This is a genomic window from Dactylosporangium sp. NPDC051541 (assembly GCF_044454505.1).
In the GTDB taxonomy this organism is placed as follows: domain Bacteria; phylum Actinomycetota; class Actinomycetes; order Mycobacteriales; family Micromonosporaceae; genus Dactylosporangium.
Genome location: NZ_JBITDU010000009.1, coordinates 1 through 15083 on the forward strand (window position 1 = coordinate 1; position 15083 = coordinate 15083).

Below are 15083 nucleotides of genomic sequence, written 5' to 3' on the forward strand. Positions count from 1 at the left end.
TCCGAAGAAGCGCAGCCCATGCCACGGGGTATATCTATTGGCACTGGCTTAACAAGCACCCTGTTGAGTTCTCAAACAACCAACACACACCGTTTTCACTCGCGAGTGTCTCGCTCGTTGCTGCCCGGTGGCGCTTTGTACCGTTCTAGTCTAGCATGTCCGCTCTGCCGTGTCAAGTCCGTCTTGCGGTACTATGTCCGGTATTGCGAACGCACAACAGCTCTTCCGGTCACCCGGCTGAGTGTTGTAGGTTGTCGGCAGGACGTCCGCTGCGGCTCGCTTTCGCGACCCGCGGAGCTCGTCCGTGTCCCTGCCGGGGTCTTACTCTACCCGCTCCCTGTCTGACATCCAAATCGTGGCTGTCGTTCAGGTCTCGGGCACGACCAGGCACCGGTCACCCGGCTCAAGGTCGCTTCTGGCTTCCGGCAGGACGACCGCGACGGCGCGACTAGCGCTCCGCTTCTTCGTCCGTTTCCCTGCCGGTCATCTACATTACCCGGCCTTCCGATCTCCACCAAATCGATCACTCTCTCTGGTGGCTGACCGGCGCGCCGGGCGCCTGTAGCGAGGACAGAAGTTACACGGCGCCCGGCGGCAGAATCAAATCGAGGCCACGTCGAGGTCACCCGGAAGCGAGCTCGACCCCCGCGAACGTCCGCTTTCCCTTGCGCAGCACCAGAAGCCCACCGGCGAGGGCCCGCTCAGCGGCCACGACCTCCTCGGCGTCGGACACCCGCTCGTTGTTCACGTACGCACCGCCCTCGGACACCGTCCGCCGCGCCTCATTGCGGCTCGCGACGAGCCCGGCCGCGATGAACAGATCGGCGACGGTCGACCCCGGCGGCGCCTTCACCAGGCCGGCCTCGCTCAGCGCGGCCCGCAGCGTCGACGCCGACAGTTCGCCGAGCGAACCGCGGCCGAACAGCGCCTGACTCGCGGCGATCACCTGGGCGGTCTCCTCCGGCCCGTGCACGAGCTTGATCATCTCTTCGGCGAGGCGCCGCTGCCCGATCCGGGCCGCCGGCCGTTCGGCGGTCTCCTTCTCGATGGCCTCGATCTCCTCGCGCTCCAGGAACGTCAGCTTGCGCAGCAGCCCGCCGACGATCGCGTCCTCGAGGTTCACGAAGTACTGGTACAGCGCGTATGGACTCGTCAGCTCCGCGTCCATCCACAGCGAACCCCCGCCGGTGGACTTGCCCAGCTTCTCCCCCGCCGAGTTGGTGAGCAGCGGTGTCGCCAGAAGGTGCACGGACGCGCCCTCCACACGGTGGATCAGATCGGTGCCGGCGGTCAGGTTGCCCCACTGGTCGCTACCGCCGGTCTGGAGCTTGCAGTCGTAGCGACGGTACAACTCCAAGAAGTCCATCCCTTGGAGGATCTGGTAACTGAATTCGGTGTAGCTGATCCCCGCATCGGAGTTGAGCCGGGCGCTCACCGCGTCCTTCGTGAGCATCTTGTTGACCCGGAAGTGTTTGCCGATGTCCCGGAGGAAGTCGATCGCCGACATGGACGCGGTCCAGTCGTAGTTGTTGACCATCCGCGCCGCGTTGCTGCCGGTGAAGTCCAGGAACGGCTCGATCTGCGCGCGCATCTTCCCGACCCACTCGCCGATCTGCTCGACCGAGTGCAGCTGCCGCTCCGCCGACGGCCGCGGGTCGCCGATGAGCCCGGTCGCCCCGCCGACCAGCGCGAGCGGCTTGTGCCCGGCCAGCTGCAGCCGCCGCACCGTCAGCACCTGGAACAGGTGGCCGATGTGCAGGCTCGGCGCCGTAGGATCGAATCCGCAGTAATACGTGATCGGCCCCTTCGCCATCTCCTTGCGGAGTTCGTCGAGGTCGGTCGAGAGCGCGATCATCCCGCGCCACTGCAGATCTTCGAGCACATCGGTCATGGCCGCGATTCTCCCACCGCCCCCTCACCTGGTCCCACGGGGTTTTGTCATACCCGGCGGTTAGGGTGGGTCCATGGCAGTCGTGAAGATCAACGCGATCGAAATCCCCGAGGGCGCCGGCCCCGAGCTCGAGCGCCGCTTCGGTGCGCGGCACGGCGCGGTCGAGGGTCAGCCCGGCTTCCTGGGCTTCGAGCTGCTCCGCCCGGTCGCGGGCGAGACGCGCTACTTCGTCTACACGAAGTGGGAGTCCGAAGAGGCGTTCCAGGCCTGGTCCAACGGCCCCGCGAAGGAGGCCCACGCCGGCGAGCGCAGCCGCCCCGTCGCGAGCGGCTCGAGCCTCCTGGAGTTCGAGGTCGTCCAGCACGCGGACCCGCAGGCCTGACCATGCGCAGATTCGTCCTGTTCCCCGGCCGCCATCACCTCCTGACCCGCTTCCAAGCGGTCTATTTGCGCGGCCTTGCAAAGGACGATTTCCGCATTGGTACTCCCAGTGCCCGCGCAACCGCAGCACCGCAACCGTCGCCAGGTGAAGACCCCACCGCCCGCACCACGATCGTCTGGGCGGTGACGAGCGCCAACCACCAGAACACGAAGCGCAACCCCGTCTCCTACGACCGCCGCGAGGCCGCCATCGAGCGCTTCAGCGTCCAGGAGGACCTCCGCTCCCTGGTGGTGCCCGTCTTCGACACCGCACCGACGGACCGCTTCGCCGAGGTGACCCTCAAGAGCGTCGAGTCCGTCCTCGGCCACCACCTCACCCCGGCCGACACCGTCGTCGCCTGCTCGACACCGGAAGTCGCCGCCCTCTACACGGACCTCGGCTTCGACATCGCTCTGGTGGAGTCGGACCCCGCCTTCGGCACCGCTCCACCCGCGGCTTCCCCCAGCTCGTCCGGCCCGGCGGGGCTCACCGCGCCACCCGGCCGCGACACCGGCGCAGCGGCGTCGGCGACTCGCGAGGACGGCCCGCCGGGCGGTGGGGTGCCGACGCGCGACGCGGCCCGGCCGGAGCGACCGTGGGACGTGCTGCTGAGGCTGGCCGCCGGCGATCCGACGTGGCGGGAGCTGGCGCATCCGGCGACGCTGGACGTCTACGACCGCTATCGCCTCGACGAGCAGATCGCCCTCGTGGTCAATGATCCGGTCGTGGGTGATGAGGGGGGCCTGACCACGACGCGGGACTACCGGACCTACGCGGAGGCGTTCGAGGCCAGCGCCGAGCGCAAGTGGGACCTGGTCAAGCGGCACGTGCGGCCGGGCCGGATCGTCGACGTCGGCTGCGGCGCCGGCGCCGTGCTCGGGCTGGCCGACCGGGAGCCGGCGCTGCGCGAGAGCGACCTGATCGGCGTGGAGGTCGCCCGCCACCTCTACGAGGAATGTGTGCACCGCAAGGCCCAGGGCTGGTTCACCAACCCCAACGTCTACTTCTACTGCCGCAACGTCCTCGGCGGCGCCGTCTTCCCGGCCCGGTCGATCGACACGACGCTGACGTTCGCGCTGACCCACGAGATCTGGTCCTACGGCCACCGCATGGACTCGCTGCGCGCCTTCGCCCAGGCCATCTACGACCACACCGTCCCCGGCGGCGTCTGGATCAACTCCGACGTCTGCGGCCCCGACAACCGCGAACGCCGGGTCCGCCTGAGCCTGCAGGGCACCCCCGCCCCGGCCGGCCCGCTCGACGGCCTCGACCGCGCCGAGATCGCCACGCACGTCGAGTCCATGTCGACCAGGGCCCGGCTGGACCGGTTCGCCGCCGACTTCCACTTCCCGGTGCCCTACAAGGACCTCGACGACCCCACCGACCCCGGCGCCGTCGAGATCGCGCTGTCCGACGCCATGGAGTTCCTGACCCACAAGGACTATCCGGACAACTGGCTCTCCGAGGCTCACGAGCAGTTCTGCGGCCTCGAGTTCGCCGACTGGAAAGCCCTGCTCACCGACATCGGCTTCGAGGTCGACCCGGCCTCCCACGCCTGGCGCAACGACTGGATCGTCGACAACCGCATCCGCCCCTACGCCCACCTGTCCACACCGGACGGCCGCCCACTCGACTGGCCGGACACCCACGTCCTGCTCATCGCCCGCCGCCCACTGAACACCTGACTCCCGCAACACGCACAACCCAACCGCAGACCTGACACGCCGATCCAGGCGGCGGCCAAGGCGTTCCGCGCGGAGGCCTCGACGTTTCCCGCGACCGCCCGGACGATCCGCACGGCTGGCGGGACGTTCCGAGCGGCGGCCCCGGCGATTCGCGCGGCGGCCGGCTGACGGACGATGGGCACCGACCGGCCGGGCGCTGACCGATTGCCGGCCGCGGCCAACCGTGGACGGCACCGCCGAACAGAATTTGGAGCACATCGTGAAGGCGTTGCAATACTCCGAGTACGGGCCGTCGAGCGTCCTGCACGTAGCCGACGTCCCCGAGCCGCAGCCGTCCGCCGGGCAGATCCGGGTCGCGGTGCGGGCGGTGGGGGTCAACCCGTTCGACTGGAAGGTCCGCAGCGGGGCGTTCGGTGACACCACGCCCAGCCGGCTGCCGGTGATCCCGCACTCCGACGTGGCCGGCGTTGTCGACGCCATCGGGGCCGGGGTCACTGATGTCGCCGTCGGCGATCGGGTGTTCGGGGTGGCGGTCGGGGGTGGCGCGGCGGAGCACGCCGTGCTGCGGGCGTGGGCGCGGATGCCCGTCGACATGGAGTTCCCCGAGGCGGCCGGCCTGCCCAACGTCGTCGAGACGGCCGGTCGGGCGCTTGGGCTGCTCGGCCTGGAGAAGGGCCAGACGCTGGTCGTCAACGGCGCGTCCGGCGGCGTGGGGATCGCGGCGGTACAGCTCGGCGTCTCCCGCGGTGCGACCGTCATCGGCACCGCGAGCGAGCGCAACCACGACTTCCTGCGGCAACTGGGAGCGATCCCGGTTACGTACGGTGCGGGCCTGGCCGACCGCGTGCGTGCCCTGTCCGAGACCAGCGCGGACGGCGCCGAGGGCGTCGGCCGCAGCGGCGTCGACGTGGCCCTGGACACCGCCGGCCAGGGCGCGGTCGCGGAGCTCGTGACCCTGACCCCGACCCCCGCCGACGTGGTGAGCATCGCCGACTTCGAGGCCGCGAAGCTGGGCGCCCGCGTCACCGACGGCTCCGAGGGCCGCGCCTACGAAACCCTCCAGGAGGCCGCCATCCTCTACTCCGAGGGCCAGTTCACGATGCCGGTCGAGCGCACCTTCCCCCTGTCCGAAGCCGCCGCCGCCCACGACCTGAGCGAGTCCGGCCACGTGCGAGGAAAGGTCATCATCACGCTGTAACTCCCGCGCCTCCGAACCCCGGCCGGGGTCGACAAGGGTCCCCGGCCAGGCGCCCCAACGCGCGCTCCGCCCCACGCCGCCGCGCTCAGAACAACGCCGCCGCGCCCGAAGCAACGCCGCCGCGCTCAGAACAACGCCGCCGCGCTCAGAACAACGCCTCGCGCAGGCTGCCGCGCTTCAGACCATGCCCGCCGCGCTCGAAGCAACGCCGCCGTGTTCCCAACCGCGCCGCCGCGCTCGTCGCCTTGGCCCAGCGGCGCACCGCGACACCGCTTGGCCGCCGACAATGGCCTCGGCGATGCCCACGCCGCGCATGGCCGACGCGTCGAGGTGAGCATCGGCATCGAGGGCGGAACTAGGGCAGCGTCGGCGTGGAGGGGAACTATGGCGGCGTGAGTGGGTCAGGCTTCCAGGTGGACTGGGGTGGGGGTGGCGCGTTTGCATTCGCGGTTGTCGCCGGAGCTGCGGCCCAGGAGGTGGCGGCCCGCCCATGGGAGCATGTGGCGCCTTATCCACGCCAGTTCGGCGGCTATCGCTCGGTGGCGGGGGCGGCGGACGGGGGGTGGGAGAGATACGTTCCAGGAGTCGTCGAAGCCCTCCAAACCCAGAGCGTAGGCGAGGGCGTTGCCGATTCGTTCGTGGCCGGCACTGTTCGCGTGGAGGCGGTCGTCGCTCCACAGGCGGGGGTCGGAGGCTACCGGGTACGCGCCCAGGTCGAGCAGGATGGCGCCACTCTCGGCGGTTACCTTGCGGATGGCGTCGTTGAGGGCCAGGACGCGGCCGCGGAGTGGTTTGGCCAGCGGCATGACCGGGGCCGGGTCGGGCAGGGTGAAGGTGAGGACGGTGGCGCCGGTTGATACCAGAGCGTGCTGCATGGTGAAGATGCCGGACGCTACCGCCTGCAGGTCGAAGGAGCCGCGCAGGATGTCGTTCATGCCGGCCACCACCGTCGCCAGGTCCGGCTCCAGCGCCAGGGCGGGAGCCAGCTGCTCGGCCTGGATTCGGGCGGTTGTGCGGCCGCGGATGGCCAGGTTGGCGTATTCGAGTGGCTCCGGGCTCTGCGCTCTGGCCACGTGCTCGGCGAAGCGGTCGGCCCAGCCCCGGTAGCCGCCGTTGCCGTCGGGGTCGTCCATGCCTTCCGTGGTGCTGTCGCCCACGGCCACATAGCGGCGATACACCCTGGTCATGACGTGCGCGACGCGTAGGCGGTGCGGGCCGACTCGACGGCCGCCAGATGTCGCTGCGCCCACTCCCGGCAGGCATCCATCGCCGGGAACAGCGTGCGGCCCAGGTCGGTGATCGCATACTCGACGCGAACCCGCCGCAGACCGACGGCGCTGCCACCGACGGGGCCCGTGTCGCCTGACCGCCGCCGCAGACCGCCCGCGCCGCCATCAACCGCGCCGGTGCCGGCCGACTGCCGCCGCAAACCAACCGCGCCGCCATCAACCATGCCGCCACCGACCGGGCCGGTGCCGTCTGACTGCCGCCGCAGACCAACCGCGCCGCCATCAACCGCGCCGCCATCAACCACGCCGGCACCGACCGGGCCGGTGCCGTCTGAGTGCCGCCGCAGACCAACCGCGCCGCCATCGGCTGCGGCGCCACCCACGGAGGCTGGGGCGCCGGGCTGCTGCCGCCGGGGCGGTGCGGCGCCGTCGGTGGGGGGTGGGGCGGCCGGCGGTGAGGGCTCTTCGTAGGCGTGGCGGGTGATCATGCCGTCGCGTTCCAGGGCTCGCAGGGTTTCCGACAGGACCTTCGCTGAGACCTGGCGCATCGGGACGCGCAGTTCGTTGAAGCGGCGGGGGGTGCCGTCGCGGAGGCAGGTCAGGACCATGCCGGCCCACTTGTCGCCGATCTGGAACGGGGTGGCGGACGACGGGCAGGCCGGCTCGAACAAGTCCGGCGGGAGCGGGGCGGCGCGCATCCGGTCACCGTAACTCCCGTGGCTTTCTCCGCGCTGTGACGCACGATCCAATCGGCGGGCGGTTACGTTGCGGTTACCTCGGGAGGTCGTTCTACGGTCCGGGCATGACCTCAGTAGTGGTGTTCGGCGCGGGTGGGCGGGCCGGGCGGGCGGTTCTGGCGGCGGCTCGGGCCCGTGGAGTACCAGCGACGGCAGTTGTGCGAGATAACACGAAATATCCGGATATTTTGGGAGCTCGAACTGGGGACGCAACGGACGCCGCGCTTGTGGCGGACGTCGCGCGCGGGCATGACGTGGCGATCGTGGCCGTGTACTCGGCGGAGGTCGGAACGGGCGACTACGCCAAGCACACGGCCGCGCTCCTGGCCGGGCTCGAGGCGGCGGCAGTACCAAAACTGCTGCTTGTCGGGTTGGCAACCACGCTTCGAGCCGAGCCCGGCGGGGACCGGATCTTCGAGGCGGCCGAGTTCAACCCGGAGTGGCGGCCGTTCTCCGAAGGGCGGGCGGGCGAGCTGGCGGTCCTGGAGGGGTACACGGGGACGGTCGACTGGGTGGTCCTCACGCCGCCGATGGCGCTGGTCGAGGGGGACGATCCGGGCTACCGCATCCAGGATCTCGGCTCGCCGCTGACGTATGCGGGGCTCGCCGCGGCGCTGCTGGATGAGGTGGCCGCGGATCGTCACCATCGCGTGCAGATCGGTGTCTCCGGGAACTGATCTAGACCGACTTCTGGTACGACCGGAAGGTCAGCGACGACAGCACGAGCAGGGCGGCGGCCAGCAGCAGGAGGCCGCCGCCGTACTGCAGCGTGCGGGGCCAGTCCGCAGCGCCGGCGAGGGCGGGGCGGCACACCTCCAGGGCCCAGTTCACCGGGTTGCCGCGAGCCACCGCCCGAATCCAGGCGGGCATCAGGCCGGGGACCATGAACGCCGAGGACAGGAACGTCAGCGGCAGCAACAGCAGCGTGTTGAGGCCGATGATCGACTCACGCTGGCGGACCAGCATGCCGGCGATGTTCGACAGGGCGCTGAACACCACCGCCAGCAACGCCGCGGCCGCGAGGAGCAGCAGCACGCCGCCCCACGTGTACTCGGCGCCGGCGGCCAGGCCCAGCAGGACGATGACGACGGCCTGGAAGGTGACGCTCAGCGTCGTCTCGATGACGACGGCGTCGAGGATCGCGCCGCGACGGGCCGGGGTGGCCAGGAAGCGGTTCATGGTGCCGCGGTCGATCTCCTCCAGGACGCCCATGCCCGACCACATGCTCGACGAGACCGCGGTCATCACCACGATGCCGGGGATCAGGTAGGTCAGGTAGTTCCCGCCGCCGAAGCCGGGCAGGTCGACGATCCGGCGAAACAGGTTGCCGAACAGAAACAGCCAGATCACCGGCTGGATCAGGGTCGCGAGCAGGAACGCGGGCTGGCGGAGGAAAACCTTCAGGCGGCGCCCGGTCAGATGGAAGAGGCTCATGCCGCCACCTCCAAACGACGACCGGCATGTTTGTGGTACACGTCGTCGAGGCTCGGTCTGGCGACGGTCACGGTGGCGACGCCGAGGCCGCGGGCCTCCAGAGCCGCGAGAGCACCCGGGACCGCGGCCGCACCGTCGTCGGCGCGGGCCGAGAGGCGCTTGCCGTCGACCGTGAGCTCGCGCAGGCCGGGCAGGTTCAGGGGGCTCGCCGGTGGGTCCAGGAGCTCGATGAGTACCGAATCACCGCGCAACTCGCCCTTGAGGTGATCCGGAGTGCCCTCCGCGACGACCCGCCCGCCGTCCACGATGACGAGCCGGTCGGCCAGGCGGTCGGCCTCGTCGAGGTAGTGGGTGGTGAGCAGGATCGCGATGCCCTCCAGGGCCTTGATCTCGCGCCACAGGGCGGTGCGGCCCTCGGGGTCCAGGCCCGTCGTCGGCTCGTCGAGGAACAGGACCTCGGGCCGGTGGATAAGGCCCATGGCGACGTCGAGGCGCCGCTGCATGCCGCCCGACCAGCCCCGGGCGAGGCGGTTGGCGGCGGCGCCAAGATCGAAGCGTTCGAGGAGCTCGTCGACGCGGCGGCGCAGGCCGGCACCGCGCAGGCCGAACAGGTGGCCCTGCAGGGTGAGGTTGTCGCGGCCGGTGGCGGCCGGGTCGAGGCCGGAGCGCTGGGCGACGACGCCGATCACGCGGCGGACGCGGGCCGGGTCCTTCCCGACATCGTGGCCCATGACCTCGGCGTGGCCGGAGTCGGCGCGGGCGAGCGTCGTGAGGATCTTGACGGTGGTGGACTTGCCGGCGCCGTTCGGGCCGAGCAGGCCGAGGATCTCCCCCGGCTCCACGTGCAGCGCGAGGCGGTCGAGGGCGCGGACGCCCTTCGGATAGGTCTTGACGAGGTCGCGTGCCATGACGGCAGCGGGCATGACGGTCTCCCGTTTCGGTCGGACCGAGCCCGCGGGGTTCGCTATCCTGGCGGTTGCAGACACCAGAGACCGGATGCGTTCCCGCGGATTCGGTTGAGGTCGTTTCCCGGGTCGTGGTGTTCCCGCACCGCGACCCGGGTTTTTCGGTTACTCCGCCTGGCGTTCCCGCGCCAGGCGTTCGTGCTCCGCGCGCCAGAGGTCGACGCCGGACAGGGTGCCGGCCTCGATCTCGGCGACGATCCCGCGGACGAACTCGGCCTCGGCGCGCAGCAGCGCCAGCCCGAACTCGGCCTCGACGGTGAAGATCCGCGGGACGGCGCCGGACGCGGCCGTGAGCTGCGCCTCCTCGGCGGCGATCTGGTGCCCGAGGATCTCCACCCGCTTGTGCAGCAGGTAGACGGCCTCGTCGGGCGGCAGGACGCCGAGGACGGACAGCGCCGCCCGCAGCTTCGGGTACTCCCGCTCGGGCGCGCCCACCAGCTCCCGCAGCCAGTCGACGCACTCGTCGCGGCCGGCCTCGGTGAGCGAGTACACGGTGCGCTCGGGCCTTCGGCCGGCCCGCGTCGTCTCGGCGGCCTGGATGAAACCGTGCTTCTCCAGGTTGCCGACCACGGTGTAGAGCGACCCCCACTGGATCTTGAAGTCCTGCTCCTTGCCGCGGCCGCGCATCTCGGCGGCGATCTCGTAGGGGTGCATCGGCCGCTGGTACAGCGTCGCCAGGATGTGCAGGGCGAGCAGGTTGCCGACCTTGCGTCGCCTGGCCATGCCCACCTCCACATCCCCGCACACGAGTACTCGCCGCCGAGTATAGACACATACTCGTCGGCGAGTAAACGAACGTTACGAGCGACGCGGGCCCGCGTCGGGGCGACCCAGCGGTGCCGGATCGAGCGGAGCGCCTCGTGCCGGTCGCGGCAAGGTCAGGAGCTGGCAGCGAAGGCCTGGAACTGGTCGGCGACACCGGACAGATCGGCCTGCTCCGAGGTGGAGGAGCCGGTGGACACGAGCCAGCGCCGCTGGGCCGGGACGAACGCGACCTTGATCGACGAGCCGTCCTCCCGCCAGAGCTCGGCCGTCGTGTTGTCCTCGTCGAGCCGCCCGATCAGGTCCCGGATGTCGTCACCCGTCGGGTGGTGCGCGAGGGAGCCGTCCTCGGTGGTCATCCGCGGCACCGGCACCCGCAGCAGCCGCCGTGGCTGCCACAGCGCCGCGGGCTGATGGCGCCCGGGCCGCTGGAAACAGAGCAATTCGCACTCGTCGGCCAGCTTGTGGATGAAGTGCAGGGCCTCCCTCGGCGCGTCGCGGTGCAGCGCCACCAGCACGTGCGTGGGCGCCCCGAAGACCGGCTCGGCCCAGAGCGCCGGATCGACGCCGGCCCGCACCTCGCGGTCGAACCGCTCCACCCCGGGATCGACGATCGCCCATTCCGCGTCACCGCGCCGCAACGCCTCGTATCGGTCGACACCCTGGTCAACCGTGATCGGCCGGGCTTCGTACCAGACACCAGCCTCGATCAACTCCGCCATGGAAGACCACCGTACGGAACCGCCGGAAAGCCGTGCAACTCAGCCACGCAGCGTGCCGTGTCCGTCACCCATTCCCGGTTTCACCCTCGGTGATCGCCATTCTGCGCTATGTGGTGTTCGGCCACGGCCGCGACCAGCCCGCCGGCCCCGCGCCCGGTGATGATCAAGGGTCCGCCCGTATCGCCTGGTAGGTCGAGGGTCACCACCGTCAGCGGCAGCAGCGCGACCCGTCCGTGGGCGGTCAGCCACCCGGCCGGCTCGGCCCGCGCGCCGGCGATGTCGGGCCACAGGACCGTCACGGACGGGTGACGCTTCCGCAGTGGCCATCGCGGGCAAAGGGTCAAACCGCCGTCGCCCAGCGTGACCACGACCGGGACACCACCGCCGAACAGCAGCGCCAGACCGGCCCCGACCTCCCAGATGAGGGCCGCCCGCTCCAGTGGGATGCGCCCGCACCAGCGCAGTGCCCCTTGCACCATGTCAAGGCTACGCGGGAACGGGGGGACGAATCCCGCTCCGGCACCGCTACGACGGCGCTGACCGGGCATGATGTGGCATGCCCTCTGCACGCCTGTTGCGGCTGCTCCCGGTGGCGGCCGTCGTCGCACTCGCCACTGCCGGCTGCGGCGGGGAGCAGGACCCGCCGGCCGCGGCACCGCAGTTCGCCTCGGCGTCGGTGGCCCCCTCGTCCGCGGCCGCGCCTCCGCCGTCGAGCGCGCCGCCGTCCCCGTCGCCGACCAGTGCCGCTCCGGTGACGATCCCGGCCGGCGTGACCGCGGGCATCGTCGTTTACGACCGAGAAGCGGCGGCATTCGTACTGCAACAAAAGGGTGCCTGGCGCTTCCGCTCGGCCTCACTGGTGAAACTGCTGATCGCTCTGGACTACTTCTGGAACAAGGGCCCGGCATACTCGGTGCCGGCGGGCGACCAGCCGAAGCTGCAGATCATGTTGCGCAGCAGCGACGACAGTGCCGCCACCGCGCTCTGGAAGGCCAATGGGCAGCGCGAGATCGTCAACCGGATGGTCAAGCGGCTCGGGCTGCAGGACACGGAGCCGCCGCCGGTGAGTCAGCCCGGGTACTGGGGATACACCGCGGTGAGCGCCGGCGATCTCGTGCGGGTGTATCAGTACATCCTCGACAAAGCGCCGGCTCCGGTGCGCGAGTTCATCATGGGCAACCTGCACCAGACCACCAAGTGCGGCACCGACCACTACGACCAGTCCTTCGGCATCCCGAGCGTGTTCAAGGCGCCGCGGGCCGCGAAGCAGGGCTGGTCCGGGTTTGGCGACAACCCGGCGACGCCGTGCGTAGCAAACGCCGGCTACTCGGGGGCGCCGGGGGCGTTCGTGCCCGCGGCGGCGGCTCCGAACAAGCCCGACATGATGGGTGAAGTGCTGCACACCACCGGCACCGTCGGCGAGAACGACCGGTACATCGTCGCCGTGTTGTCAGTACACCCGGATGGATCGCAGTTCGCGAAGGCGGCCGCGAATCTGACCAAGATCGTCAAGGCGCTGCCGCTGCCGGCGTCGACCAGGCTCTGAATTTATGTAGAGACGGCCCGGGCGGCTCCGACCGTGTGCTGACCGCTTTCCTCGGAAGGGATATCGCCGTGAAGTATCTGTTGCTGATCCACATGAACCCGGACATCTGGTCGACGCTGACGCAGGACGACATCGACGAGGTGATGTCCGGGCACGACCAGTTCATCAAGCACATCACGGAGACCGGTGAGCTGATCCGCACCGACGCCCTCGGACAGCCCGCGCAGAGCGCGGTCGTGCGGGTCCGGCAGGGGGCGCCGACCGTCACCGACGGGCCGTACGTCGAGGCCAAGGAGTTCCTGGCCGGGTTCTACTTCGTCGAGTGCGACACCAAGGAGCGGGCCCTCGAGCTGGCCGGGATGATCCCGGACGCGAAGTGGAACGCGATTGAGGTCCGCCCGATCGTGCACACCCAGGAGAAGTAACGCTGTGTCGCGGGTTGGTGGCCGGTCCGTCACCGGGCGGATCGGCCCCAACGGTTTTGTCGGGGGTGGTCCGTAGAATCGCGGCCATGGAGAACGCACTCGATGTGTTACGCAGGGTGTTCGGCTACGACGAGTTCCGCGGCAGCCAGCAGGACATCATCGAGCACGTGATCAACGGGGGCGACGCCCTGGTGCTCATGCCCACCGGCGGTGGCAAGTCGCTGTGCTACCAGATCCCGGCGATCGTCCGGCCGGGCACGGCGGTGGTCATCTCCCCGCTCATCGCCCTCATGCAGAACCAGGTCGACACCCTGCGCGAGCTCGGCGTCAAGGCCGGGTTCATCAACTCCACGCTCGACTTCGACCTGCGCCGCACCGTCGAGGCCGAGTTCACCGCGGGCGAGCTCGACCTGCTCTACCTGGCCCCCGAGGCCCTCGCGTCACAGGGCACGATGCGGCTGCTGGAGCGCGGGAAGATCGCCCTGTTCGCGATCGACGAGGCGCACTGCGTCTCCCAGTGGGGTCACGACTTCCGCCCCGACTACCTCAACCTGTCGATGCTCCACGAGCGCTGGCCCGACGTCCCGCGGATCGCGCTGACCGCGACCGCCACCAGTGCCACCCACAAGGAGATCGCGACCCGCCTCGGGCTGGACCAGGCCCGGCACTTCGTCTCGAGCTTCGACCGGCCCAACATCCAGTACCGGATCGTCAGCAAGCAGGAGCCCCGCCGCCAGCTCCTGGACTTCCTCCGCGGCGAGCACCGCGGCGAGGCCGGCATCGTCTACTGCCTGTCCCGCAACTCGGTCGAGAAGATCGCCGAGTTCCTGAAGACCAACGGCATCCCGGCGCTGCCCTATCACGCCGGCCTCGACGCCCGCACCCGCGCCACCAACCAGGACCGCTTCCTGAAGGAGGACGGCCTGGTCATGGTGGCCACCATCGCGTTCGGCATGGGCATCGACAAGCCCGACGTCCGCTTCGTCGCCCACGTCGACCTGCCGAAGTCCATCGAGGGCTACTACCAGGAGACCGGCCGCGCGGGCCGCGACGGCGAGCCGTCCGTCGCCTGGCTCGCCTACGGCCTGCAGGACGTCGTCCAGCAGCGCAAGATGATCGACACCTCCGAGGGCGACGCCGCCCACCGCCGCAACCTGGGCCAGCACCTCGACGCGATGCTCGCCCTGTGCGAGACCGTCGAGTGCCGCCGCGGGCAGCTCCTGGCCTACTTCGGGCAGGAGCTCGGCAAGCCCTGCGACAACTGCGACACCTGCCTGGCGCCCCCGGAGTCCTGGGACGGCACCATCGCCGCGCAGAAGCTGCTCTCCACCGTCTATCGCCTCGACCGCGAACGCGGCCAGAAGTTCGGCGCCGGCCAGTGCATCGACATCCTGCTCGGCAAGAAGACCGACAAGGTCGTCCAGTGGCACCACGACGAGCTCTCCGTCTTCGGTGTCGGCTCCGACCTGCGCGACACCGAGTGGCGGGCCGTCATCCGCCAGCTCCTGGCCCAGCGCCTGCTCTCCGTCGAAGGCGACTACGGCACCCTGGTCCTGACCGAGGCCAGCAGCGAGGTCCTCGGCCGCCGCCGCACGGTCATGATGCGCCGAGAACCGGAGCGCACCGTCTCGACCGCGAAGGCCGCGAAGTCCGCCCGCCAGGAAGCCGCCGCCGCCATGCCCGCCGCGGCCACCCCGGTCTTCGAGCACCTCCGAGCCTGGCGCGCCGCCACGGCCAAGGAACAGTCAGTCCCCGCCTACGTCATCTTCCACGACGCCACCCTCCGCCAGATCGCCACCGAACGCCCCCGCACCCTGGCCCAGCTGTCGTCGATCTCCGGCGTCGGTGAGAACAAGCTCGCCAAGTTCGGCCAGCCGATCCTCGACGCTTTGGCCGAGCTCGACGACTGACAGCGACCCCACGCCGGCGCCCGGCCGGCTCATCAATTCGCGACCGGACCGGGGACTCAACCGCCGGTCGCGCAGTCCCAACGCCTTCACGGCCGGACGCCGCCTCCGTCGCTGCCCGCGCTCCGCTGACCGACCGACGCCGGCCGTCCGCGCCGGCC

General features: G+C 70.4%; 15 protein-coding genes. 7 read left to right on the forward strand and 8 right to left on the reverse strand.

All coding sequences use genetic code 11. The annotated features are described in order from the left end of the window. Positions 1-622 precede the first annotated feature (622 nt). A complete protein-coding gene (tyrS, locus tag ACIA8L_RS34185; protein WP_395910954.1) occupies positions 623-1891 on the reverse strand; it encodes a tyrosine--tRNA ligase in 1269 nt (422 codons plus the stop codon). Positions 1892-1964: 73 nt separating this feature from the next. On the opposite strand from tyrS, the gene ACIA8L_RS34190 reads away from it, so the two are divergent. The 3 genes from ACIA8L_RS34190 (at position 1965) to ACIA8L_RS34200 (ending at position 5195) form a co-directional block, all read left to right on the forward strand. Further along, positions 1965-2273: an antibiotic biosynthesis monooxygenase family protein gene (locus ACIA8L_RS34190; protein ID WP_395910956.1), complete on the forward strand. Its 309-nt coding sequence runs from the start codon at positions 1965-1967 to the stop codon at positions 2271-2273. Between the two features lie 2 nt (positions 2274-2275). Beyond that, the gene (locus ACIA8L_RS34195) at positions 2276-3997 is read left to right on the forward strand and encodes a class I SAM-dependent methyltransferase (RefSeq protein ID WP_395910958.1); all 1722 of its coding nucleotides are present in this window, start codon (positions 2276-2278) and stop codon (positions 3995-3997) included. A 259-nt stretch (positions 3998-4256) separates the two neighbouring features. After that, a complete protein-coding gene (locus ACIA8L_RS34200) occupies positions 4257-5195 on the forward strand; it encodes an NADP-dependent oxidoreductase (protein ID WP_395910960.1) in 939 nt (312 codons plus the stop codon). A gap of 401 nt (positions 5196-5596) precedes the next feature. Here the strand turns inward: ACIA8L_RS34200 and ACIA8L_RS34205 are convergent, their stop codons facing one another. Next, on the reverse strand, positions 5597-6382 hold the full coding sequence (locus ACIA8L_RS34205) for an SGNH/GDSL hydrolase family protein (RefSeq protein ID WP_395910962.1): 786 nt from the start codon (positions 6380-6382) through the stop codon (positions 5597-5599). Further along, positions 6379-7122, reverse strand: coding sequence for a winged helix-turn-helix transcriptional regulator (locus tag ACIA8L_RS34210; protein WP_395910964.1), 744 nt, complete (start codon positions 7120-7122; stop codon positions 6379-6381). The genes ACIA8L_RS34205 and ACIA8L_RS34210 overlap by 4 nt, the downstream gene beginning before the upstream one ends. 104 nt (positions 7123-7226) lie before the next feature. Between ACIA8L_RS34210 and ACIA8L_RS34215 the strand changes: the two genes are divergently transcribed. Then, complete coding sequence (locus tag ACIA8L_RS34215) at positions 7227-7838, forward strand: NAD(P)H-binding protein (RefSeq protein ID WP_395910966.1); 612 nt, start codon at positions 7227-7229, stop codon at positions 7836-7838. Position 7839: 1 nt separating this feature from the next. Here ACIA8L_RS34215 and ACIA8L_RS34220 read toward each other — a convergent pair whose 3' ends face one another. From ACIA8L_RS34220 to ACIA8L_RS34240, 5 genes are all read right to left on the reverse strand, one after another. Continuing rightward, positions 7840-8595: an ABC transporter permease gene (locus tag ACIA8L_RS34220; protein WP_395910967.1), complete on the reverse strand. Its 756-nt coding sequence runs from the start codon at positions 8593-8595 to the stop codon at positions 7840-7842. Beyond that, entirely contained in the window at positions 8592-9503 is a 912-nt protein-coding gene (locus tag ACIA8L_RS34225; protein ID WP_395910969.1) for an ATP-binding cassette domain-containing protein, read from the reverse strand. The genes ACIA8L_RS34220 and ACIA8L_RS34225 overlap by 4 nt, the downstream gene beginning before the upstream one ends. A gap of 162 nt (positions 9504-9665) precedes the next feature. Further along, positions 9666-10283, reverse strand: a complete 618-nt coding sequence (locus ACIA8L_RS34230; RefSeq protein WP_395910971.1) for a PadR family transcriptional regulator — start codon at positions 10281-10283, stop codon at positions 9666-9668. Between the two features lie 155 nt (positions 10284-10438). Continuing rightward, positions 10439-11044: a hypothetical protein gene (locus tag ACIA8L_RS34235; RefSeq protein ID WP_395910973.1), complete on the reverse strand. Its 606-nt coding sequence runs from the start codon at positions 11042-11044 to the stop codon at positions 10439-10441. Positions 11045-11124: 80 nt separating this feature from the next. After that, positions 11125-11520 (reverse strand): hypothetical protein, encoded by a 396-nt coding sequence (locus ACIA8L_RS34240; protein WP_395910974.1) that lies wholly within the window; start codon positions 11518-11520, stop codon positions 11125-11127. Between the two features lie 80 nt (positions 11521-11600). On the opposite strand from ACIA8L_RS34240, the gene ACIA8L_RS34245 reads away from it, so the two are divergent. The 3 genes from ACIA8L_RS34245 to recQ all read left to right on the forward strand — a co-directional run bounded on the left by ACIA8L_RS34245 (position 11601) and on the right by recQ (position 14925). Then, positions 11601-12590, forward strand: a complete 990-nt coding sequence (locus ACIA8L_RS34245) for a hypothetical protein (protein ID WP_395910976.1) — start codon at positions 11601-11603, stop codon at positions 12588-12590. Between the two features lie 68 nt (positions 12591-12658). Then, a complete protein-coding gene (locus tag ACIA8L_RS34250; RefSeq protein ID WP_395910978.1) occupies positions 12659-13015 on the forward strand; it encodes a YciI family protein in 357 nt (118 codons plus the stop codon). Positions 13016-13101: 86 nt separating this feature from the next. After that, a complete protein-coding gene (recQ, locus tag ACIA8L_RS34255) occupies positions 13102-14925 on the forward strand; it encodes a DNA helicase RecQ (protein ID WP_395910980.1) in 1824 nt (607 codons plus the stop codon). Positions 14926-15083 lie beyond the last annotated feature (158 nt).